This is a genomic window from Bacteroides clarus YIT 12056, from assembly GCF_900129655.1.
Taxonomy (GTDB): Bacteria; Bacteroidota; Bacteroidia; order Bacteroidales; family Bacteroidaceae; genus Bacteroides; species Bacteroides clarus.
In genome coordinates, this window is record NZ_FQWK01000003.1 from 121757 (window position 1) to 142603 (window position 20847).

Sequence of the window (20847 nt, forward strand, 5' to 3'; positions counted from 1 at the left end):
CTCTTTTTCGTCTTTCTTTGCTATTATTACAATCTTCTTACCTATCTGCCTGCTTTTGTCACTCTTGAGTTAAATCCACAGCGTAGCTTGCACGCTTGCCCGACGGGAACATACCGGTGATGAACAGTACCTGATCGGGAGATTGAGTAGCCGCTTTCAGCACTTTCTCCAAATCTTCCACCGACTTCATCTGCACGTTGTTCGCTTTCAGGATAATGAAGCCCTTACGGATACCGGCATCGGCCATCTTACCGTTGGATACTCCGGTTACTTCCAAGCCATAACCCAGATTAAGCTGTCGCTTCAGTTCGGAAGATACAGGCTTGAAGGCTGCACCCAGAAGTTCCATTCCGGCGTCTTTCACAACTTTCGTATTGCCCTGAGAGTTTTTCAGAGTCAACTCAAATTCTTTCTCTTTCTTATCACGGATTACTTTTACCTTCACCTTGTCGCCCGGACGATGCTTGGCCAAAGCTTCCTGCAAATCAGTGAATTTATGCACTTTCTTACCGTCGATACCGATGATAACGTCATCCGACTTCAATACGCCGGCGGCAGAACCACCCTCTACGACTTCGGCAATCAGGACACCTTCTTTCACACCGAGTTCATCGGCTTTCTTTTTCATCTCCTCAGCCAGTCTTTCGTCCATTTGCAGGTCTGTACCCAGCGTAGTACCGGTAATGCCCAGCAAAGCGCGTTGCACCGTACCGAACTGTTTTAAGTCCGCTACAACTTTCGTCATGATACTGGTAGGGATTGCAAAACCGTAACCGGAGTATGCACCTGTCGGTGAATACAGCATGGCGTTGATACCGACCAGCTCGCCTCTTGCATTGACCAGCGCACCACCACTGTTACCCTGGTTGATAGCGGCATCCGTCTGGATGAAAGACTGGATATTCGCAGCCTGTCCGTTGGATGCGGTAGCGCCGATGGCACGAGCCTTTGCGCTGACGATACCGGCCGTAACGGTAGAGTTCAGGTTGAACGGATTACCTACCGCCAACACCCATTCGCCGACTTTCAGCTCGTCGGAATTACCTACCGGCACCGTAGGGAAATCATCTCCCTCAATCTTAATCAGCGCAAGGTCGGTGCTGGGGTCGGTGCCGATGATGCGGCCTTTCAGCTCACGGTCGTCATTCAGTTTTACGGTAATTTCATCAGCGCCTTCAACCACGTGATTGTTGGTTACGATGTAACCGTCCTTAGAAATAATCACACCGGAACCGAAACCTACGCGCGGCTGGGTTTGTATCTGACGCTGCTGTCCGCGGCCGTCACCGAAGAAAAAGTCAAAAATATCCGGCATACCCTGCACCGTTTGAGTTTTACTCAATTGCTTGGCGCGTATATGTACTACGGCGTGAACCGAATTCTCCGCCGCTTGTGTCAAATCAACAGGCTGCGCATCCGTTGCGTTGTAAGCGGCCAACCGCAGGTTATTAGGGTTCTGTTGGAACAACTCGCCAAATGTAGCAGGCTTTTCCTTATTCAGCATCTTATAGGTGGTAACACCAGCTACTCCTGAACTAAGAATTACAATGGCTGCTACTCCAAGGATGTTTTTTGTTGTCTGTTTCATATTACTTTCTATTCTCTTTAATTGTTAATATTCAAATCTCATTTAACATTCTGACGTTAAAATAACGACAAAAATCGTTCAGTTATTCCGCTTGTCACTCTTTTTTGTTCTCTTTTAACAGTGAATATTTAGGGCTTAACAGCGGTTAACGGCAACGACTGCCAAATTAGCATTTGTGTACGATTACTGTCTGTTAAAAGACTGACAGATAGACGAAATAAAAACGCACCGTCCGTTTACCTGTAACAGATGATGCGTTGAGGGCAAACAGACCGTGCGTTTACCTCAAACGTACGGTCTGTTTTAAAGTTGTATGCTATATCCTAATAATTAAGGTAATCAATGTCCATATGGTAGCTCCACTGCGGAAAATAAAGGTTTCCGCCTTCCCACTCTACCTCACCGCGCTGGAAGTCCACCGTTTCGCTACGCGGATATTTCTTTTCGGGTACCAACGGCATACCGTAATCGGTATTCACAATCATACGCCAGGAATCGATGCCGCCCATGAAGAAATACTCTTCATCGGCATTGCGGGCGAAAGCCGGTATTCCGAACGATTGGTCGACAGGCACCCACCCTACACCTTCAAAATACACCTCCGCCCAATCGTGCAGGTTCCAAGCACGGGGATGCATCATGAAACCGCTCTGGAAATGCGCGGGAATACCGCTGATGCGGCATAAGGTAATGAATAAAAGGCTGACCTGACCGCAGTCGCCGTGACGGTTGTCCAATACATATTCCGGGATATTCTCAATCGTGGAATATTCGCGGGCGGACGCCCAAGGGAAGTTATCGTTGACCCAGCGGAAAATACGCTTCGCCTTTAAATAAGGATTGTTTTCGCCTGCTGTCAATTTGGCAGCCAGCTCATGCAGACGCGGAGAGAAAATGATATGCTTCTCCCGCTCGGCGGTATATTCCTTATAAAGAGCGGTAGCCGTATCATAGGGCTGGACATCTTCCACACGCAGATTATGCCATTCTCCGCAAGACGTATATTCAAACGTCTCGGAGAATACGGTAGGCTCACCTTTCACCGCGCGCTTCTCCATATAGAGCGTACTGTGCCGGCAGTCTTGCGGAGAAAAGACATACTCCGGCTCGCTGGCAGAAATAAATTTCACGTCCGTCTGCCGGGACTGGTCTTTACGGGGATAAGGCAGCCAGCAGCGAATCATCTTTCCCGCAGGAACAGCATTGGTGTCTACCGTCAGCGTATAAGTGACGCGCATCCGTTTAGGAGCGACTATCGCTTTCTTGTCCTTCTTCACGGCGGCAATGATTTCCGGCAGGTTCTCCTTGTTCACCTGTTCGCTCCCGCTCAATGCAGTGCCTTCTTTGGCTGTTTTTATATCATAACAGGCCGAATCCACACGAAACAGATTAGGCCCGGCATTACGGAAATAGCGTTTTTCACCATCCAAGGTCATGCACTCCAAAGCATTGGACGCTTCCCACCGGCGCATTTGCTCGTCCGTCACATCAGGAATATACTTTTCGATATAGTCTTTCACCTGGGCTTCCGTCAAACAGAAATCCGTAAGCAGGCGTTGGTGTAAATCATCGTCCCAACTATATGGTTTGCTTTCAGGCTTCGTGCCGCAAGCGGAAGCAAGAACAAACAGGAATACGGTATATACTAATTTCCTCATGGAGAGATTTATAATTTAGGATTTATCATGCATTTAAAGTTTCACGACTCCGATACCCGGCAAATCCGGCAGCGTAATCTTTCCCTTCACAACTTCCATACCCTTGAAGCGGTCGTTGGCTATCAACAAACTGCCGTCCAAATCGGCAAAGTCCACCGCCGGAGAGAATTGCGAGGCCGCGGAAATGGCGCACGAAGTTTCGGTCATACAACCCACCATGACTTTCATGCCCAAAGCACGCGCCAGTGTCACCATTTTCCATGCCTCACGCATACCTGTACACTTCATCAGTTTGATATTGATACCGGTAAAGGCGTCTTTCAGCCCTACTATATCCTTCAAACGTTGAATGGACTCGTCCGCGAATATCGGCAACGGGCTTTGTCCGGTTACCCACGCGATATCATCCAATTGTTCTTTAGGCATGGGCTGCTCTATCATCACAATGCCTTTCTCTTTCAGCCAGTGAATCATATCAAGCGCATAATGTTTGTCTTTCCAGCCCTGATTGGCGTCAACAGCGATGGGAAGAGCCGTCACCGAACGGATGGTCTCAATCATCTCCTTATCGTTATCACGTCCCAGCTTCACTTTCAGAATATTGAACTGCTCGGCGCACTCTTTTGTCTTTTCACGTACCACATCGGGCGTATCGATACCGATGGTAAATGTGGTGGAAGGCGCTTTCTCCTTATCCAATCCCCAGATTTTATACCAGGGAGCCTGCAACAATTTACCCACCAAATCATGCAAAGCGATATCCACCGCGGTTTTAGCCGCCGCATCGCCGGCAGAGAGACTGTCTATATAGCTTAGAATATCCTCCAGCCGAAAAGGATCGGAAAACTGTCCGATAACACCCTGTACTTTCTTCAGAAAAGCCAGCACGCTATCCATCGTACCCAATTCGTGTTGCAGATAGGGCGGCATGGACGCTTCGCCATAGCCGACGATGCCGTCATACTCTATTTCGACCTGCACATCGGGAGTAGTGGTGCGCGAATAAGTAGCCACCGTAAACACATGGCGCAACTTCAATTCATACGGAAAGAAACGCAGCTTCATTTTAGGCGTAACGCCACTCTTCTTATTGATATTGAACAAAGCGGGCATTGCACCTTCACCTGCCAATACGCTATTGATAGCCATGCCCGAGCCTAATGCGGCAAAGGCGGCGGTCTTTAAAAAGTCTCTTCTGTTTTGCATGTCATTTATAGTATTCGTTAGTTTCCGTCGTATTTAATCCCGCTTCCTTATTTATATAAGGTAACACGCGCGTAGCAAACAGCAACCGTCCGAGATTGTACTCATCAAACAATTCGTCCGCCGGGTCGAAGCTGCTGATATGCACATCACCCTGTGAATGAATAAAACGCTTGCCGCCGATATACATGCCCACATGCACGACACGTTCTTTACGTTCCGGGGTTGCTTTGCGGCCGAAGAATATCAAATCACCCGGCTGCAGGTTGGAGAAATCGGATGCAATGTCTATATGCTCGCCCACATAAGCCTGCTGGGAAGCATCACGTGGAATAATGATGTCGTGCATGAAAAGTATGGTACGCATGAAACCGCTGCAATCCACACCTTTCGATGAAGTTCCCGCCCAAAGATAAGGTATTCCCATCATTGTGTGCGCCGTACGAATAATATCGGCCGCATCCTGCTTCAAGCCGGAACGCCATTTCTTCTCAGGCATGGCTATGGATTTGGAGATGTAACCCTGACGGCCGTCGGGATAGGTCACTTTGTAAAAAGCTCCTTTGCTCCCTTCCCATTTCAAACGGTTACCTGCCGCAACATCCGAAATCGTCTGTGAGGTCTGGTCCGGTTCGGAATATACAAAACCGTAATGAGCCGTCACAACAACCTTTTCCGCGCTGTTCCATGCAGCCATTTCTTCTTTTGTCACGGGATGTACACCTACGCGGTGCACCCAGGCGATATAATCGTCGGGAGTTTGAATACGTATCCAGCCGTCGCGCTGCAACACACGCACGGGCATTCCCATCAAGCCCTGCGTCATCATTTCCGATGAGAAATCCGGGGATACGCGCAGGTTTGCCACAGAGACATTGATAATGCCGTACGTTTTGCCTTCCAAATCCTTCCCGTCGGGAAGCACTTTGAGACAATCCATTACGGTATATCCTTTTTTTGCCAGTTCTTTCAGCAAAACAGTCTTTGCCTCCGCCGAGGTAGTAACACCGCGCAACATCACATTTTTACCGGAAAAAGAATAATCTATTTCCAACAACGCCACACGCTTATCCGGTGCGAACTGTTTTTTCAAACTATCGGTGAGTTGCGCTACCTCTGCCGGTATATCACGGTCGCCGGATTCCGAAGCGGCTGCGCAAAGAGTTATCAAGAGAAATACTGCTAAGAATGAGGCAAACTTTTTCATGGGCTATATGCATTTGGGAGTTATTAATGTTAGCAAAGCTAACAATTTATTCCGAAAGAGATACATATTTTCAGCGTTTTTAAGAATTTACGCAAATAAAAGGCCGATAACAAACAAATCGCCAATCACTGACCGCCAATCACCAAAAAATTCCTATCTTTGCGGGACAAAGCAGTTGGTCGGTTTGTCGCTTGCGCCCTGTGCGTATGAGGAAAGTCCGGGCAACACAGAGCATCCTACTTCCTAACAGAAAGCTGTCCGCGAGGGTAGAGTAACGTAGAAGAAAATAACCGCCATGCTCTTCCTGAGTATGGTAAGGGTGAGAAGGTGGGGTAAGAGCCTACCGGCCTTGTGGTGACACAAGGGCTGTACGTCTTGGGAGTTGTAAGGTCATGTAAACCGACGCTATGAGAGCTGCTCGCTCCATGTCGGAGGGTAGACCGCTAAAGCCGGTATGGCAACATACGGCTCAGATAAATGACAGACACTTCTTGAATGAAGAAGGAAGAATGAGGAATGAAGAATTCCGAAAACGACCTCTTCCGGAACAGAAGAACAGAACCCGGCTTACAGACCGACTGCTTTTTTAAATTAAAAATTAAAAGTTGAGAATTGAGAAATAAAGGCCTTTCGGCCTACTGTCATTTTTCAATTCTCAATTCTCAATTTTCACTTTAGCATGAACAAGCGTATCGCCACCCTTTGGAAGTTCCTGACATACGACATCTGGCGTATTACGGAAGATGAAGTCACCAAAACGACTTTTTCCTTATATAATATCATCAAAACCATTTATCTCTGCATCAACCGCTTCACCAAAGACAGGCTTGTGAACAAGGCGTCTGCGCTGACATACAGTACCTTGCTGGCTATCGTACCCATTTTGGCCATTGTGTTCGCCATCGCACGCGGGTTCGGTTTCGACAATCTGATGGAGAGCCAAATCGTCAAAGGTTTCGGCGGTCCGTCGGAAACGACGGAGGTTATTTTCCAATTCGTCAATTCCTATTTGTCGCAAACCAAGAGCGGCATATTCATCGGGGTGGGTTTAATCATGTTATTGTGGACAGTGCTCAACCTGATTAACAATATGGAGATTACTTTCAACCGCATCTGGCAGGTAAAGAAAGCGAGGAGCATGTACCGCAAAATCACGGACTACTTCTCCATGCTTCTGCTGATACCGATTCTGCTGGTAGTTTCCGGCGGTCTTTCCATATTCATGAGTACCATGCTGAAGAATGTGGCTGACTTCACCCTGCTCGCCCCCATCGGTAAGTTCTTAGTCCGCCTCATACCTTTCGTTTTGACATGGTTCATGTTTACGGCACTGTACGTCTTCATGCCTAATACAAAAGTGAAATTCAAACACGCGCTGATTTCGGGAATTCTGGCAGGTACGGCACATCAGGCCTTTCAGTTCCTTTATATCAGCAGCCAGTTGTGGGTATCCCGCTACAATGCCATCTACGGCAGCTTTGCGGCGCTCCCCATGTTTCTGCTGTGGTTGCAAATATCCTGGACCATCTGCCTCTTCGGAGCGGAACTGACGTATGCCGGACAGAACATACGGAACTTTAGTTTCGATAAGGACGCGCGCAATATCAGCCGCCGTTACCGCGATTTTATCTCCATCCTCATCATGTCTCTTGTAGCCAAGCGTTTCGAAAAGAATGAACCGCCCTACACTGCCGAAGACATATCCGAGGAGTGCCAGATTCCCATACGCCTGACCAACCAGACCCTGTATGAGTTACAGGAAATCAATCTGCTGCACGAAGTAGTGACCGATACCAAAAGCCAGGACATCGCTTACCAGCCCTCTATGGACATCAACAAGCTAAACGTCGCTTTCCTGCTGGACAAACTGGACACCCACGGTTCCGAGGACTTCAAGATAGATAAGGATAAAGAATTCCACGGGCAGTGGGAAACACTGATGAAAGCACGGGAAGAGTACTACAAAAGCGCAAGTAAAGTGTTGCTGAAAGACTTATAGCGATGCCATTAATAATGGTTGTACGAAACAACCTTATCTTTGGATTTTCTTGATTTCTTCCGTTTATCTTTCGCCGGATAACCTATCGTTATGTCAAGCAACAGACGCTTATTGGCGGGAATGCCCGTAAGCTTCTTAATCTCCTTTTCATCGAACCAGCCCAAGATACACGAACCCAGCCCCTCGCTCTCGGCAGCCAGCGTGATATGGGCGGTAGCAATACCGATATCTATCAGGGGGAAATACTTGTCCTTAATCTTAGCGCCCAAGAAAGAAGTGATATTCATCGATTCTTCCACAACCAGAATATGTACCGGAGCGTCTTTGGCAAACTTATTCATCCCCAACCCGGCAGTAGCCTTACCCACTTTTACCGACAGCTCCGGGTCTGTGATTACCACAAAACGCCACGGCTGGGCATTGCAAGCCGAAGGCGACAGCCGGGCCGCTTCCAAAATACGTTCCAACTTCTCCGGCTCTACCGCACGGGACATATCATAAGCCCGGTCGCTTTGGCGTGAAGCGACCAATTGCAAGAAATCATTCATAATGAGTTATGAGTTATAAGTTATAAGTTATGAGTCATGAGTGGTAAATGCCTGTGCTTATAAAAAGAAAGCACCCGCGAATTATAACTTATAACTCATAACTTATAATTCTATTTATATTGTATCATTCTACTGATATACTTACCGATAATATCGAACTCGAGATTCACTACGCTACCCACCTTGAAAGCATGGAAATTGGTATGTTCGAAAGTATAAGGAATAATGGCTACCTGGAACGTGTTATCCGTAGGATTGCATACAGTCAGGCTGACGCCATTTACGGTAACGGAACCCTTATCTACGGTGATATAACCGCGCTTTGCCATTTCCTTATCAAACTCATACCGGAACGTAAAGTAATAACTGCCCTCGGCATCCTTTATATCCACGCAAGTTGCCGTCTGGTCTACGTGTCCCTGTACAATATGTCCGTCCAAGCGGCCGTTCATCATCATGCTGCGTTCTACATTCACCTCATCGCCTACACTTAACAAGCCGAGATTGGAACGGTCTAAAGTTTCCTTCATCGCCGTCACCGTATAGGTATCATCCGTCATGCTGACCACCGTAAGGCATACGCCATTATGGGATACACTCTGGTCTATTTTTAATTCATTCACGAACGAACACTTGAAAGTAAAGTGTACATTTTCTTGGTCTTTCACCATAGCCACCAGCGTGGCGCATTCTTCTACTATTCCGGAAAACATAAGCCTATACATTTTTAAGTTAGATACTATCCTTATCATGGATGCGGCAAAGATACAAAAAGGGTCTCATATAGAAATGAAAAAAAGGAAGCTTTTCACAAAGCCTCCTTTTTCAGTTTTCAATAGGTATTAGTTTTTTTTAAGGTAAAAAGATTGTTTTCAGGATAACGTTGCAAATATAGCCGCTTTTCAGGATACCAACCAAATTAAAAAACATGTCTTATAACATCTTTTCCTTGATTCTTTTGATTTTATTATCATTTCAAAGCACTTTTCTACATCTGCAATCGTTTTCAATGGACAAATATAGGGTTATTTTCCATTAAACACTAAAAATATCCTAAAAAGTTATCTATTTCTTATCATTCGGATAGTGTTCGTCTGTACGTCCGCTATGTTTTAACACTTTGGCGTCGATAAAGAACACGATTTCCTCGGCGATATTCGTAATGTGGTCACCGGAACGTTCCAGTTTACGGAACACACTGACCAGATTCAAACAGGAGAGCGCACTTTCGGGGTGCTTGCTGATATAGTCGGAAAGCACGGCAGTGGCGTTCGCGTTGATTTCGTCCAGCAGATTATCTTTGGCAAACACCGCGGTCGCCATCTCCTGACTCTCTTCCTGGAGAGCTTTTTTGGCAAGCTCCAGCATAGACAACACCTGGTTTATCATCTCTTCCAAGCGCAGCCCTTTTACCAGCTCGTTGTCCAAAACAGGTTCCTTGCAGTTTATGGCAAAGCGGGCTATCCCCTCGGCAAAGTCGCCCAAACGTTCCAGGTTCGTATTGATTTTGAGCATGGCAAGTACAAAGCGCAAGTCGATGGCGACAGGATTATAGAGGGCTATAATATCTTCTATATCACTGTCTATTTTGAGTTCAAAGGCGTTGACACGACGTTCGCGCACCAATACCTGCTGTGCCAGTTCGCGGTCTAAAGTCAGTACGGCTTCTCCTGCGCGGTCAAGCTGGTTATACACTAAAGTCCACATTTCGTCTATTTCTTTTTTCAGCAAGACGAGCTCTGATTCGATAAACTTTACCATAATGTTTCTTCTATTTCAAAATTATCAATTCCATAATCATATCACTTGTTTCAACGCATGACACTGTTCGTACCAAAGGGCGGTACCGTCCGTACCAACGCATGAAACTCCCCGTACCAAAGCGTGGTACCGCTCGTACCAAAGCGTGAAACTGCTTGTACCACGGCATGGTACCGCGCCTGCCAAAGCACGGAACAGTCCGTTACCCGAAGCGTCCCGTTATATAGTTCTGCGTCTCTACCTTATCGGGATTAGTGAAAATCTTTTTGGTATCGCCGAACTCCACCATCTCACCCATATAAAAGAAAGCCGTACTATCGCTTACGCGGGCAGCCTGCTGCATATTATGGGTAACGATTACAATGGTGTATTGCTTCTTCAATTCGTGTATAAGCTCCTCTACCTTAGCCGTGGAAATGGGGTCGAGGGCAGACGCCGGCTCATCCATCAACAGGACGGACGGAGATACCGCCATGGCACGGGCTATGCAAAGGCGCTGCTGCTGTCCGCCGGAAAGGGCGTAAGCAGACACCTTGAGCTTGTCTTTCACCTCATCCCATAGTGCCGCCCCTTTCAGGGTCTCCTCTACCCGCCGGCGGATAAAAGCATTGTCGGTAACGCCGTTTACACGCAATCCGTAGGCCACATTCTCAAAAATGCTTTTCGGAAAGGGATTGGGACGCTGGAATACCATACCTACATTTTTGCGAAGTTCGTCCACCTGCACACCTTTCTTATATATGTCCTGACCGTCGATAAGAATCTCACCGGTCAGGCGGGTGTCGGGTATCAAATCGTTCATACGGTTCAGCAAGCGGAGAAAAGTGGACTTACCGCAACCGGAAGGTCCGATGAAAGCCACAACCGACTTCTCCGCGATATCCATGCTGATACCTTTCAAGGCATGGAAGTCGCCATACCAGAAATTTACATCACGCGTTTCTATTTTATTCATCATGCCGTTCATGATTTTATTGATTTAGTTCATTTTGATTTTCTTCTCGAAATATTTCCGCAGAGCATTGGCCAGCAGATTTACCAGAAGGATTATCAGTATCAAGACCAAAGCCGTTCCATAGGCAATAGGCAGCTGGGCTTCCATATCCGTACCGCTGGTGGAGATGACGTACAGATGATAGGGCAACGCCATGCACTGGTCGAAAATACTGCCGGGCAGTTGCGGCAGGAAATAGGCTGCGCACGTAAAGAGAATAGGCGCCGTCTCTCCGGATACACGCCCCAGAGCAAGAATCAGGCCGGTGATGATGTTGGGCATTCCCATCGGCAGAATCACATGCCAGATTGTTTGCAGCTTGGTGGCTCCCAAAGCGCGGCTGCCCTCACGCAGGTTGTCGGGTATCGCCTTCAAAGCCTCTTCGGTAGTGCGAATCACCAAAGGCAGGCTCAACAGCCCCAAGGTAAGCGAACCCGCCAGGATGCTGTCGCCAAAGTCCATATAGTTGACAAACAATGCCATGCCGAAAAGTCCGAACACGATGGAAGGTATGCCGCTCAGGTTGTTCGTCATCATACGGATGAAACGCACAATCCAGCCCTTAGGCGCATATTCGTTCATATAGATGCCGCTCATCACCCCCACCGGGAAAGCGAACAACGCGCTACCTGTCATCAGGCAAAAAGTACCGACGATGGCAGGCAGGATACCGCCGGATGTCATGCCGTCTGTCGGAGCGCCCGTCAAGAACTCCCAGTCGATGACTCCTATACCTTTGTATATGATAAAACCGAGAATGGCAAAGAGGATGCCTACTACACTCAGACTAAGCAAACGGAACAGTCCGAACGCGATGTTTTGCGAAAGATGTTTTCTACTTATCATATCCTTTTACTTTCTTTTGCCCGAAGATACAGCTTCTACCGTGAAGTTTATCAACAAGCTGATAAAAAACAATACGACTCCCAAGAGGAACAATGCCTCGTAATGCGCGCCACCCGCCGGCGCTTCGCCCAGTTCGGCGGCAATTGTGGCGGGAATCGTGCGCAAAGGTTCCAAAATGCTATGGGGAATTACGGCAGCGTTTCCCGTCACCATCAGCACCGCCATCGTTTCGCCGACAGCACGGCCGATGCCCAGGACAACCCCGGACGTAATACCTGATATGGAATAAGGTATCACCACCTTATATATGGTCTGCCACTGTGAAGCGCCAAGCGCCAGACTGGCTTCGCGCATGGCCCGCGGACAGTTGCGCATGGCATCCTCAGTCACCGTGATAATGGTAGGCAACGCCATGATGGCGAGCACGATACTTCCTGCCAGTCCGCTCTCGCCGACAGGCAAATCGAACACTCTCTGCAGCAAAGGCACTATCACAATCAACCCGAAGAAACCGTAAACAACGGAAGGAATACCGCTCAGCAGTTCTATCACCGGCTTCATCAGATTCCGTATCTTATGGTCAGCCACCTCGGACATATAAACGGCCACCGCCAGTCCGAACGGCAAGGCTATGAGAATGGCGAAAAGGCTTACCCACAACGTACCCGTTATCAACGGTAAGAAGCCGAACTGGGGAGCAGGTGTAGCCGTAGGAAACCACTCGGCTCCCGCAAAGACGTCTTTCAGCGAAATGGTGTTGTCCCACAGCAAATGAACGGAGTCGGGACGGACAATGAACTGCCTCGGCACAAAAGCCACGATGCCCGGCGTGCGTTCCACCAAGTCCGTGATGCATGCGCCTGCATTTTCGTAAGATGCTCCCAACTGTTCTTCCGTATAATACCGTGTAACATCTTCCAAACGAAAAAGCCGGATAGGGAGATTCTCCCCACCGACTTCCCGCCAATTTGTTATCTCTTCATCGAAAACATCCTTTATCTGTACCGGAGTAAGTTCACTTACCTTATTGTCCTTATTTAACGCCAAGACATACCCCTCTTCGATTACCCGGCTATGGAACAGCCCCACCGCTTCGGAAAAGAGGAATAAGACGATAAGCACAATAGTAAGACTTGTTACAAAACCGCTACAAGCCAATATGCCCTCTATAATTTTCTCAAAAACTTTTTTCATATTGCCTACTTTTTTCTGTGCGCAAAGAAACGGGGTAGATATTAAGGTAGTGTGACTATCGTTTGAAAGAAATGTTTCAAACATATTACAAATCTGTTACAATAAACACAGACCCGCCGTATGTAACAACTTTGTAACATGCGTTGTTTTAATTTGCAGCGAAATAAAAACAGCGGGAACATACCACCATACACTATTGTTGTTTAAGTATCGTCCCAAAAACATTAGAATATGATGAAGCATTTATTTCTGACCATCTTCGCATTGGCATTTGCCGCTACCGACATTCAGGCGCAGCGCATCAAAGGCAGCGACACCGTTCTGCCCATCGCACAGCAAACCGCCGAACGCTTTATGACATTGAATCCCAATGCCCGCGTCACCGTCACCGGAGGCGGAAGCGGGGTAGGCATTTCCGCCTTGCTGGATGAAACGACCGACATCGCAATGGCTTCCAGAGGCATCAAATTCAGCGAGAAGATGAAAGCGAAAGCAGCCGGAGAGGAACTGGAAGAAATACCGGTAGCCTATGATGCGCTGGCCGTTGTCGTACACCCGTCCAATCCCGTAAAGCAGCTCACCCGCCGACAGTTGGAAGATATCTTCCGCGGTAAAATCACCAATTGGAAGCAAGTAGGCGGAGACGACCGCAAAATAGTGGTCTACTCGCGTGAGACCTCTTCCGGCACATACGAATTCTTTAAAGAAAGCGTACTGAAAAATAAGAATTACATGAGCAGCAGCCTTTCCATGCCCGCCACCGGAGCCATCATACAATCCGTCAGCCAAACGCGCGGAGCCATCGGCTATGTGGGTCTTGCCTATGTATCGCCCCGCATCAAGACCCTTGCCGTATCTTACGACGACAAGCACTTTGCCGCTCCCACCCTGGAAAACGCCATCAATAAAACTTATCCCATCGTACGCCCGCTATATTATTATTACAATAAGAAAAACGCCGGCCTTGTAGACCCGCTGTTACAGTTCGTATTGTCACCCGCCGGCCAAGAAATCATTAAAAAGAGCGGATACATTCCTATAAACGAAGAATGAAAAATGAATAATGAATAATGCAGAATGAAAAACGAAGAATGAGGAGCGAGAAATTCTTCATTCTTCATTCTTCATTCTTCATTATTTTGCGCTATCTTTGCGCCACTATACGAATAATAATAGCATTATGGCAGAAATAAAAAGCGAAGAAACAAGCGAAAAGAAGAGCCTGAACTTCATTGAACAAATAGTAGAGAACGACTTGAAAGAAGGTAAAAACGACGGAAAAGTACAGACACGTTTTCCGCCGGAACCCAACGGTTATCTTCACATCGGACATGCCAAAGCCATTTGCCTGGATTTTGGTATTGCCGCCGCACATGGCGGTGTCTGCAACTTGCGTTTCGATGATACCAACCCCACCAAAGAAGACGTGGAGTACGTAGAGGCTATCAAGGAAGATATTCAATGGCTGGGCTACCGGTGGGGCAACGAATACTATGCTTCCGACTATTTCCAACAGCTATGGGACTTCGCCATCCGCCTCATCAAAGAGGGCAAAGCGTATATTGACGAGCAGACATCCGAACAGATCGCCGCTCAAAAAGGTACTCCTACCCAACCCGGAGTAGAAAGCCCGTACCGTAACCGCCCCATTGAAGAGACTCTCGACCTGTTCCAAAAAATGAACACCGGAGAGATTGAAGAAGGCGCCATGGTGCTCCGTGCCAAGATTGACATGGCAAGCCCCAACATGCACTTCCGCGACCCGATTATCTATCGCGTCGTGAAGCATCCGCACCACCGTACGGGTACTGCATGGAAAGCTTACCCGATGTATGACTTCGCTCACGGACAAAGCGACTACTTTGAAGGTGTAACCCACTCTCTGTGTACACTGGAGTTTGTTCCTCACCGTCCGTTGTACGACTTGTTCGTAGATTGGGTGAAAGAAGGTAAGGATTTGAACGACCACCGTCCTCACCAGTACGAATTCAACAAGCTCAACCTGAGCTATACGCTGATGAGCAAACGCAACCTGCTGACTTTGGTAAAAGAAGGTCTCGTCAACGGTTGGGACGATCCCCGTATGCCGACCATCTGCGGTTTCCGCCGTCGCGGCTATTCACCCGAGTCCATTCATAAATTCATTGATAAAATCGGTTATACCACTTATGACGCTCTCAATGAGTTCGCGTTGCTGGAAAGCGCCGTACGCGAAGATTTGAACGCCCGCGCCACCCGCATATCCGCCGTATTGAATCCGGTGAAGCTTATCATCACCAATTACCCAGAAGGACAGGTTGAGGAAATGGAAGCCGTCAATAACCCGGAACGTCCGGAAGAAGGCAGTCACAACATCGAATTCAGCCGCGAACTGTGGATAGAACGCGATGACTTTATGGAAGATGCTCCCAAAAAGTACTTCCGCATGACACCCGGACAAGAAGTTCGCTTGAAAAGCGCGTACATCGTGAAGTGTACCGGTTGCAAGAAGAACGATGCGGGAGAAATCACAGAAGTATATTGTGAATACGATCCCGACAGCAAAAGCGGTATGCCCGGAGCCAGCCGTAAGGTAAAAGGCACGATTCATTGGGTGAGCTGCGCACACTGCCTGCAAGCCGAAGTCCGCCTTTACGACCGTTTATGGAAAGTAGAGAATCCGCGCGACGAACTGGCCGCCATTCGTGAAGAAAAGAATTGCGACGCGCTGACAGCCATGAAGGAAATGATAAATCCGGACTCTCTGAATGTATTGCCATGCTGCTATATCGAAAAATACGCTGCCGGCATGAAGCCCCTCTCCTACCTGCAGTTCCAGCGTATCGGTTACTTCAACGTAGACCGTGACTCTACGCCGGAGAAAATGGTATTCAACCGTACCGTAGGCCTGAAAGATACTTGGGGTAAAATCAATAAATAATATAAGGAGTAGAAATAATTAATGAGTAAAAAGAACCTGTTGTCCGGAAGAGACAAGGAATTGCAAGAACTTGCAGAACAATATGAAGCCGCGAAAGCTGAAAATAAGCCTATCTATCTGGACGCAGACGATTTAGCCGACCTTGCCGACTGGTATGCCATGCACGGGAAAAGCGAACAAGCTACCGAAGTCGTAGAGTACGGTTTAAGCTTACACCCCGACAGTACCCCTCTACTGGTGGAACAGGCCTATCTCTTCATGGATGCCCAGAACAGAGAGCAAGCCAAACTGGTAATAGAGCGAATATCCGAGGATTACTCTTCGGAAGTGAAGGTACTTAAGGCGAATATTCTCTTGGGTGAAGGTAAAATAGATGAAGCGGAACAGCTTCTCGACACTATAGAGGACAAAGAGGAGTTAGCCAATATTGTCGATGTATCCTATATGTATATCGATATGGGTTATCCCGTTAAGGCTTTACCATGGCTGGCCGGAGGCTCTGAAAGATACGCCGAGGACGAAGCATATCTGGCCGTAACAGCCGATTGCTTCCATGCGCAAGGTTTGAATCAGAAAGCCGAAGCGTTATATAATAAGCTGATAGATAAAAATCCTTATTCGGCTCCTTACTGGTTCGGCTTGGCGCGTTGCTATTTCGAACAGCAGTTGTTTGACAAAGCCATCGAGGCCTGTGATTACGCAATCGTGGCAGATGAAGAATTTGCCGAAGCCTATATCATGAAAGGTCATGCTTTCTACCAATTGGGCAATGAAGAAAGTGCATTGGAGAACTATACTTTGGCCGAGAAATATAAGGCTATCAACCCTGATTTTCTCCAAATGTTCATCGGGCTTAATGAAATATCCAAAGGGCATTGGGAAGAGGGATACCGGCATCTTGAATCTGCCATACAAAGCAAGGATACCGATTCAACGATACTGCCTTCTTTGTATGCTCACGCAGGGAATTGCCTCTATAAATTAGGAAAGAAACGTAAAGCCGGCCAGTATTTCAAGAAATCCCATGAAATAGACCCGGAAGATGTGGACTCGTATCTGATTGAAGGACGCATGTATATGGAAGACGGTGACTTTGACAAGGCCGTAAAAAAGTGGGCTTTGGCTTTAGAGCGTGCACCGTATGCCGATACGTGGAATGAGATTGGGATATACAGCATGGAACTCGGCCAACTGAACCATGCCCGGATGGCCTTCGAACATGTCAAGGAGTTGGAACCCGATTTTGAAAATATCAACGAAAAGCTGGCATCTCTTTATCTGCTGCTTAAAGACAAAGAGAACTTCCAGAAGTACAACCAGCTTTGCAAACGTCCGTTCCAACTGGAAGACTTGAAGAAAATAGAAGAAATGCTGGAAAGTGAAGATAAAGAGGAGTTGGCACAAGCGATGAAGAACATCCTGAATGCACTACAATAAGAATGTAAACAAACCATTAATCACAAGTATAGAATATGGAATCATCAGCAGAGCTCATTAAATGGGTATTAGAGAATTTGAATTATTGGGTGGTCACAATCTTTATGACCATTGAAAGTTCATTTATCCCGTTCCCTTCGGAAGTCATCGTACCACCGGCCGCGTGGAAAGCAATGACCGATGATAGTATGAACATCTTCCTTGTTGTTCTTTTCGCAACCATCGGCGCAGATCTCGGCGCACTCATAAATTATTATCTTGCACGTTGGCTGGGTCGCCCTATCGTCTATAAATTTGCCAACAGCCGTTTGGGACACATGTGCCTGATTGATGAAGAGAAAGTACACCATGCCGAAGAGTATTTCAGAAAACATGGCGCTGCATCCACATTCTTCGGACGCCTCATCCCCGCGGTACGGCAGCTTATCAGTATTCCGGCCGGACTGGCAGGCATGAAGTTAGGGCCATTCCTGCTTTACACGACGCTCGGTGCCGGAATATGGAATGCGATACTGGCTCTGCTCGGTTATTTCATATACCGGTTCACGGACATTAAAACTACGAATGATGTCTATATACTGGCCACGAAGTATAGTCATGAAATCGGTTACGTCATTATAGCAGTTACGGTATTGATTGTAGGTTTCCTGATTTACAAAGGAGCGAAACAGAAAAAATAATAAATGGAAAAACGGTGGATAAAGATAGTCTTCATCCACCGTTTTTCATTATATAGCTAAGTCTAAAAGGCTTATTTCTTAACTGTCTCAATCGCTTTATCATAATCCGGCTCCTGCGTAATTTCCGGAACCAACTCTGTATAGGCAATCTTTCCATCCTTACCGACAACAATTACCGCACGAGCCAGCAAACCGCTCAACGGACCGTCTGCCATACGCACGCCATAGTTTTCATCAAAATCCGAGAAACGGAAATCGGACAAGGGAATAACATTCTCTATGCCTTCCGTTGTACAGAAACGAGCATGTGCAAAAGGCAGGTCTTTGGAAATAGCCAGTACCACCGTATCCGGCAACCCGGCGGCCAATTTATTGAATTTACGTACGGAAGTAGCACATACACCGGTATCCAAACTCGGGAAAATATTAAGAATTACATTCTTGCCATTCAGTTCTTTCAATGAGAAAGAAGACAAATCCGTTTTTACCAATTCGAAATCAGGGGCAACTGTCCCCACTTTTATAAACTCACCGATTACTTTCACCGGTTGTCCTTTAAATTTTGTTGTAGCCATAGTTTTATCAATTTATATGATATAGTAACAAACCGAATACAGAAAATGTTCAATGGAAACTTTTCAATCCGTAGATTGTTACTTTCCCAACGAACTTATAATAATCATTTTTAAATTAAGATTCACATGAAAACAATTTTTGATGAACTGAAACAGGAAGTGAAGAACTGGTGGATTTCACTTATTCTCGGAATCCTGTATGTTGTGGTAGCTTTGAGTTTAATGTTCTCCCCTCTTGACGGATATGCGGCATTAAGTATTTTATTCAGTGTTTCCATGCTGGTCAGCGGTTTGCTGGAAATCTCCTTTGCGGTAAGTAACCGTCGAAGAGTGTCCAGTTGGGGCTGGTATCTGGCGGGAGGTATCATTGATATGATTTTAGGATTCTATCTGATAGCCTATCCTCTGTTAAGTATGGAAGTTATTCCGTTTATTATCGCCTTCTGGTTGATGTTCCGGGGATTCTCATCGGTAGGTTACGCCATGGACTTAAAAAGGTATGGAACGAAAGACTGGGGTTGGTACATCGCATTGGGCATCCTCGCCGTTATATGCTCGCTTATTATTCTGTGGCAGCCGGCGGTCGGAGCTATCTATGCAGTTTATATGATTTCGTTTGCATTCCTTATTATAGGATTCTTCCGTATCATGCTGTCCTTCGAGCTAAAGAATCTGCACAAACGGAGTTCTCAGAGCGCATAATTCGCCGCAGATTACACTGATTTGTACAGATGAGATATCCCTGAGCAAGCCTCAACAGCTTTAAGTCAGTCTGTAATAATCGGTATAATCCGCAGTGAATCATAACACATTCCGGTTGGAGGTCTCCGGCTTATCTTTTATGATGCAGAAAACGGAACATGGTTGTTCTGGACACTCCCATTCGTCGGGCGAGTTCAGAACAGGATGTTCCGTTCGCCTGTTCTTTAAATAATTCCCTTTTATTCTCCGCAAGTATTCTCATCTTGGGCATATACCCCTTTTGGCGCCCTAACCGCTTTCCTTCCTGCTTTCTACGGGCCAATGCTTCTTTGGTACGCATCGAAATCAGATTACGTTCTATTTCAGCCATTAAGCCGAATGCAAATCCCAGAACCTTACTGTTGATATCGTTCTGAAAGACGTATCCTTCTTTAGTACTATACAATATAACTCCTTTTTTGATGCACGAATTAAGAATAGTCATAATCTCAAGTAATGTGCGGCTTAGCCGTGATATCTCCGTTACAATTAAAGAATCGCCGGGACGCATCCTGTCCAGCACTCCCGATAATTTACGCTCTTTACTACTGACGCTGCCGCTAACAGTCTCTGTGTACCACTTGTCAATACTCATACCGTTTCTCTCTGCGAAACGTATAATCTCCTCTCGTTGGTTTTCCAAAAATTGTCTTTCTGTACTTACTCTTAAATAAGCTACTACTGCCATAAATTTTGTTGTTTTTTTATTGGTTTAACGTCACCAAAGAACGGCTATTCCAATAAAAATGCCAACGCCTCCACGCATATCCTTTACAAAAGGATTCCAAAAATGAAGGATAGGGTAAAAAAACTCCCGGCTGTATTCGGCAACCGGAAGTTCTCTTTCAAATTCCAATAATATGTAGGATGTACTCCTTCCTCATAAACGATTTCTATCAACGTACGATACTCCAAAATGTCAAAAAGATGATTTTGAAGTATTCTTTCAGAGAACGATTATTGATATACTTCATATTATACCTGATTTTATCAGGCATAATCAATTCCACATAGGCCTTATCCGCATCATCCGCTTGCCCCAATATCGTATTTTCATCAACATATTCTATCGAGGCGTAATCTGTTATGCCCGGTCGTACAGACAGAACTTTACGCTGTTCCTCTGTATAGAGGTCAACATATTTGCGTACTTCAGGACGCGGCCCTACCAAACTCATATCTCCTTTCAGAACATTAAATAATTGGGGCAACTCATCCAATTTATACTTCCGTATAAAATAACCGATACGGGTTATTCTCGGATCACGTCCACCTACAGTAATCAATCCCTGTTTATCGGCTCCTACACGCATCGAACGGAACTTATAAACATAGAAGTCCTTACCATAACGCCCTACACGCAATTGACGGTAAAATCCACCGCCTCTACTTTCCAAACAAATGGATATATAAAGAAGAAGAAAGACCGGAGATAATAGAAGTATGCCCAGAAAGGAGAAGAAAATATCGAAGAAACGAATCATAGACTTACAATG

General features: G+C 46.5%; 19 protein-coding genes and 1 other RNA gene. 7 read left to right on the forward strand and 13 right to left on the reverse strand.

What is annotated here, in order from left to right; translation table 11 throughout:
• Positions 1-58 precede the first annotated feature (58 nt).
• From BUB52_RS05135 to BUB52_RS05150, 4 genes are all read right to left on the reverse strand, one after another.
• Positions 59-1588 (reverse strand): Do family serine endopeptidase, encoded by a 1530-nt coding sequence (locus BUB52_RS05135; RefSeq protein WP_009121693.1) that lies wholly within the window; start codon positions 1586-1588, stop codon positions 59-61.
• Between the two features lie 323 nt (positions 1589-1911).
• Positions 1912-3246: a transglutaminase-like domain-containing protein gene (locus tag BUB52_RS05140; protein ID WP_009121692.1), complete on the reverse strand. Its 1335-nt coding sequence runs from the start codon at positions 3244-3246 to the stop codon at positions 1912-1914.
• Positions 3247-3279: 33 nt separating this feature from the next.
• Positions 3280-4452, reverse strand: coding sequence for a dipeptide epimerase (locus BUB52_RS05145; RefSeq protein WP_009121691.1), 1173 nt, complete (start codon positions 4450-4452; stop codon positions 3280-3282).
• 1 nt (position 4453) lies between these two features.
• On the reverse strand, positions 4454-5656 hold the full coding sequence (locus BUB52_RS05150; protein WP_009121690.1) for a C40 family peptidase: 1203 nt from the start codon (positions 5654-5656) through the stop codon (positions 4454-4456).
• 171 nt (positions 5657-5827) lie between these two features.
• Between BUB52_RS05150 and rnpB the strand changes: the two genes are divergently transcribed.
• Positions 5828-6242, forward strand: an RNA gene (gene rnpB / locus BUB52_RS05155) — RNase P RNA component class A.
• 93 nt (positions 6243-6335) lie between these two features.
• A complete protein-coding gene (locus BUB52_RS05160) occupies positions 6336-7655 on the forward strand; it encodes a YihY/virulence factor BrkB family protein (RefSeq protein ID WP_009121689.1) in 1320 nt (439 codons plus the stop codon).
• 8 nt (positions 7656-7663) lie between these two features.
• On the opposite strand, the gene BUB52_RS05165 is transcribed toward BUB52_RS05160, so the two are convergent.
• The 6 genes from BUB52_RS05165 to pstC form a co-directional block, all read right to left on the reverse strand.
• Positions 7664-8203, reverse strand: a complete 540-nt coding sequence (locus BUB52_RS05165) for a nitroreductase family protein (RefSeq protein WP_009121688.1) — start codon at positions 8201-8203, stop codon at positions 7664-7666.
• Positions 8204-8313: 110 nt separating this feature from the next.
• On the reverse strand, positions 8314-8916 hold the full coding sequence (locus BUB52_RS05170) for a riboflavin synthase (protein ID WP_022217952.1): 603 nt from the start codon (positions 8914-8916) through the stop codon (positions 8314-8316).
• A gap of 352 nt (positions 8917-9268) precedes the next feature.
• Positions 9269-9964, reverse strand: a complete 696-nt coding sequence (gene phoU, locus BUB52_RS05175) for a phosphate signaling complex protein PhoU (RefSeq protein ID WP_009121686.1) — start codon at positions 9962-9964, stop codon at positions 9269-9271.
• A gap of 202 nt (positions 9965-10166) precedes the next feature.
• The gene (pstB, locus tag BUB52_RS05180; protein ID WP_022218378.1) at positions 10167-10922 is read right to left on the reverse strand and encodes a phosphate ABC transporter ATP-binding protein PstB; all 756 of its coding nucleotides are present in this window, start codon (positions 10920-10922) and stop codon (positions 10167-10169) included.
• Between the two features lie 21 nt (positions 10923-10943).
• Complete coding sequence (pstA, locus tag BUB52_RS05185; RefSeq protein WP_009121683.1) at positions 10944-11804, reverse strand: phosphate ABC transporter permease PstA; 861 nt, start codon at positions 11802-11804, stop codon at positions 10944-10946.
• A gap of 6 nt (positions 11805-11810) precedes the next feature.
• On the reverse strand, positions 11811-12998 hold the full coding sequence (gene pstC / locus BUB52_RS05190) for a phosphate ABC transporter permease subunit PstC (RefSeq protein WP_039950651.1): 1188 nt from the start codon (positions 12996-12998) through the stop codon (positions 11811-11813).
• Positions 12999-13229: 231 nt separating this feature from the next.
• On the opposite strand from pstC, the gene BUB52_RS05195 reads away from it, so the two are divergent.
• The 4 genes from BUB52_RS05195 to BUB52_RS05210 all read left to right on the forward strand — a co-directional run bounded on the left by BUB52_RS05195 (position 13230) and on the right by BUB52_RS05210 (position 18035).
• Positions 13230-14051 carry a PstS family phosphate ABC transporter substrate-binding protein gene (locus BUB52_RS05195; protein ID WP_009121681.1) on the forward strand — a complete coding sequence of 274 codons (822 nt, stop codon included), beginning with the start codon at positions 13230-13232 and terminating at the stop codon, positions 14049-14051.
• 127 nt (positions 14052-14178) lie between these two features.
• Entirely contained in the window at positions 14179-15918 is a 1740-nt protein-coding gene (locus BUB52_RS05200; protein ID WP_009121679.1) for a glutamine--tRNA ligase/YqeY domain fusion protein, read from the forward strand.
• A gap of 21 nt (positions 15919-15939) precedes the next feature.
• Entirely contained in the window at positions 15940-17355 is a 1416-nt protein-coding gene (locus BUB52_RS05205; protein ID WP_009121678.1) for a tetratricopeptide repeat protein, read from the forward strand.
• Between the two features lie 35 nt (positions 17356-17390).
• Positions 17391-18035, forward strand: coding sequence for a DedA family protein (locus BUB52_RS05210; protein ID WP_009121677.1), 645 nt, complete (start codon positions 17391-17393; stop codon positions 18033-18035).
• A 71-nt stretch (positions 18036-18106) separates the two neighbouring features.
• Here BUB52_RS05210 and tpx read toward each other — a convergent pair whose 3' ends face one another.
• Positions 18107-18610: a thiol peroxidase gene (tpx, locus tag BUB52_RS05215; protein WP_009121676.1), complete on the reverse strand. Its 504-nt coding sequence runs from the start codon at positions 18608-18610 to the stop codon at positions 18107-18109.
• Positions 18611-18736: 126 nt separating this feature from the next.
• Between tpx and BUB52_RS05220 the strand changes: the two genes are divergently transcribed.
• A complete protein-coding gene (locus BUB52_RS05220; RefSeq protein ID WP_009121675.1) occupies positions 18737-19312 on the forward strand; it encodes an HdeD family acid-resistance protein in 576 nt (191 codons plus the stop codon).
• 130 nt (positions 19313-19442) lie between these two features.
• Here BUB52_RS05220 and BUB52_RS05225 read toward each other — a convergent pair whose 3' ends face one another.
• Together BUB52_RS05225 and BUB52_RS05230 are read right to left on the reverse strand one after the other, a co-directional pair.
• Positions 19443-20039 (reverse strand): master DNA invertase Mpi family serine-type recombinase, encoded by a 597-nt coding sequence (locus BUB52_RS05225; RefSeq protein WP_009121674.1) that lies wholly within the window; start codon positions 20037-20039, stop codon positions 19443-19445.
• 208 nt (positions 20040-20247) lie between these two features.
• Positions 20248-20835 (reverse strand): sugar transferase, encoded by a 588-nt coding sequence (locus BUB52_RS05230; RefSeq protein WP_009121672.1) that lies wholly within the window; start codon positions 20833-20835, stop codon positions 20248-20250.
• Positions 20836-20847: the final 12 nt, after the last annotated feature.

Excerpts from the sequence above, each read along its gene's own strand:
- BUB52_RS05210 (WP_009121677.1), top strand. The coding sequence starts at position 17,391 with ATGGAATCATCAGCAGAGCTCATTAAATGGGTATTAGAGAATTTGAAT.
- BUB52_RS05220 (WP_009121675.1), top strand. The coding sequence starts at position 18,737 with ATGAAAACAATTTTTGATGAACTGAAACAGGAAGTGAAGAACTGGTGG.
- BUB52_RS05230 (WP_009121672.1), bottom strand. The coding sequence starts at position 20,835 with ATGATTCGTTTCTTCGATATTTTCTTCTCCTTTCTGGGCATACTTCTA.
- tpx (WP_009121676.1), bottom strand. The coding sequence starts at position 18,610 with ATGGCTACAACAAAATTTAAAGGACAACCGGTGAAAGTAATCGGTGAG.
- BUB52_RS05135 (WP_009121693.1), bottom strand. The coding sequence starts at position 1,588 with ATGAAACAGACAACAAAAAACATCCTTGGAGTAGCAGCCATTGTAATT.
- BUB52_RS05165 (WP_009121688.1), bottom strand. The coding sequence starts at position 8,203 with ATGAATGATTTCTTGCAATTGGTCGCTTCACGCCAAAGCGACCGGGCT.
- BUB52_RS05200 (WP_009121679.1), top strand. The coding sequence starts at position 14,179 with ATGGCAGAAATAAAAAGCGAAGAAACAAGCGAAAAGAAGAGCCTGAAC.
- BUB52_RS05205 (WP_009121678.1), top strand. The coding sequence starts at position 15,940 with ATGAGTAAAAAGAACCTGTTGTCCGGAAGAGACAAGGAATTGCAAGAA.
- BUB52_RS05160 (WP_009121689.1), top strand. The coding sequence starts at position 6,336 with ATGAACAAGCGTATCGCCACCCTTTGGAAGTTCCTGACATACGACATC.
- BUB52_RS05195 (WP_009121681.1), top strand. The coding sequence starts at position 13,230 with ATGATGAAGCATTTATTTCTGACCATCTTCGCATTGGCATTTGCCGCT.
- phoU (WP_009121686.1), bottom strand. The coding sequence starts at position 9,964 with ATGGTAAAGTTTATCGAATCAGAGCTCGTCTTGCTGAAAAAAGAAATA.
- pstA (WP_009121683.1), bottom strand. The coding sequence starts at position 11,804 with ATGATAAGTAGAAAACATCTTTCGCAAAACATCGCGTTCGGACTGTTC.
- pstB (WP_022218378.1), bottom strand. The coding sequence starts at position 10,922 with ATGATGAATAAAATAGAAACGCGTGATGTAAATTTCTGGTATGGCGAC.
- BUB52_RS05140 (WP_009121692.1), bottom strand. The coding sequence starts at position 3,246 with ATGAGGAAATTAGTATATACCGTATTCCTGTTTGTTCTTGCTTCCGCT.
- pstC (WP_039950651.1), bottom strand. The coding sequence starts at position 12,998 with ATGAAAAAAGTTTTTGAGAAAATTATAGAGGGCATATTGGCTTGTAGC.
- BUB52_RS05145 (WP_009121691.1), bottom strand. The coding sequence starts at position 4,452 with ATGCAAAACAGAAGAGACTTTTTAAAGACCGCCGCCTTTGCCGCATTA.
- BUB52_RS05170 (WP_022217952.1), bottom strand. The coding sequence starts at position 8,916 with ATGTTTTCCGGAATAGTAGAAGAATGCGCCACGCTGGTGGCTATGGTG.
- BUB52_RS05150 (WP_009121690.1), bottom strand. The coding sequence starts at position 5,656 with ATGAAAAAGTTTGCCTCATTCTTAGCAGTATTTCTCTTGATAACTCTT.
- BUB52_RS05225 (WP_009121674.1), bottom strand. The coding sequence starts at position 20,039 with ATGGCAGTAGTAGCTTATTTAAGAGTAAGTACAGAAAGACAATTTTTG.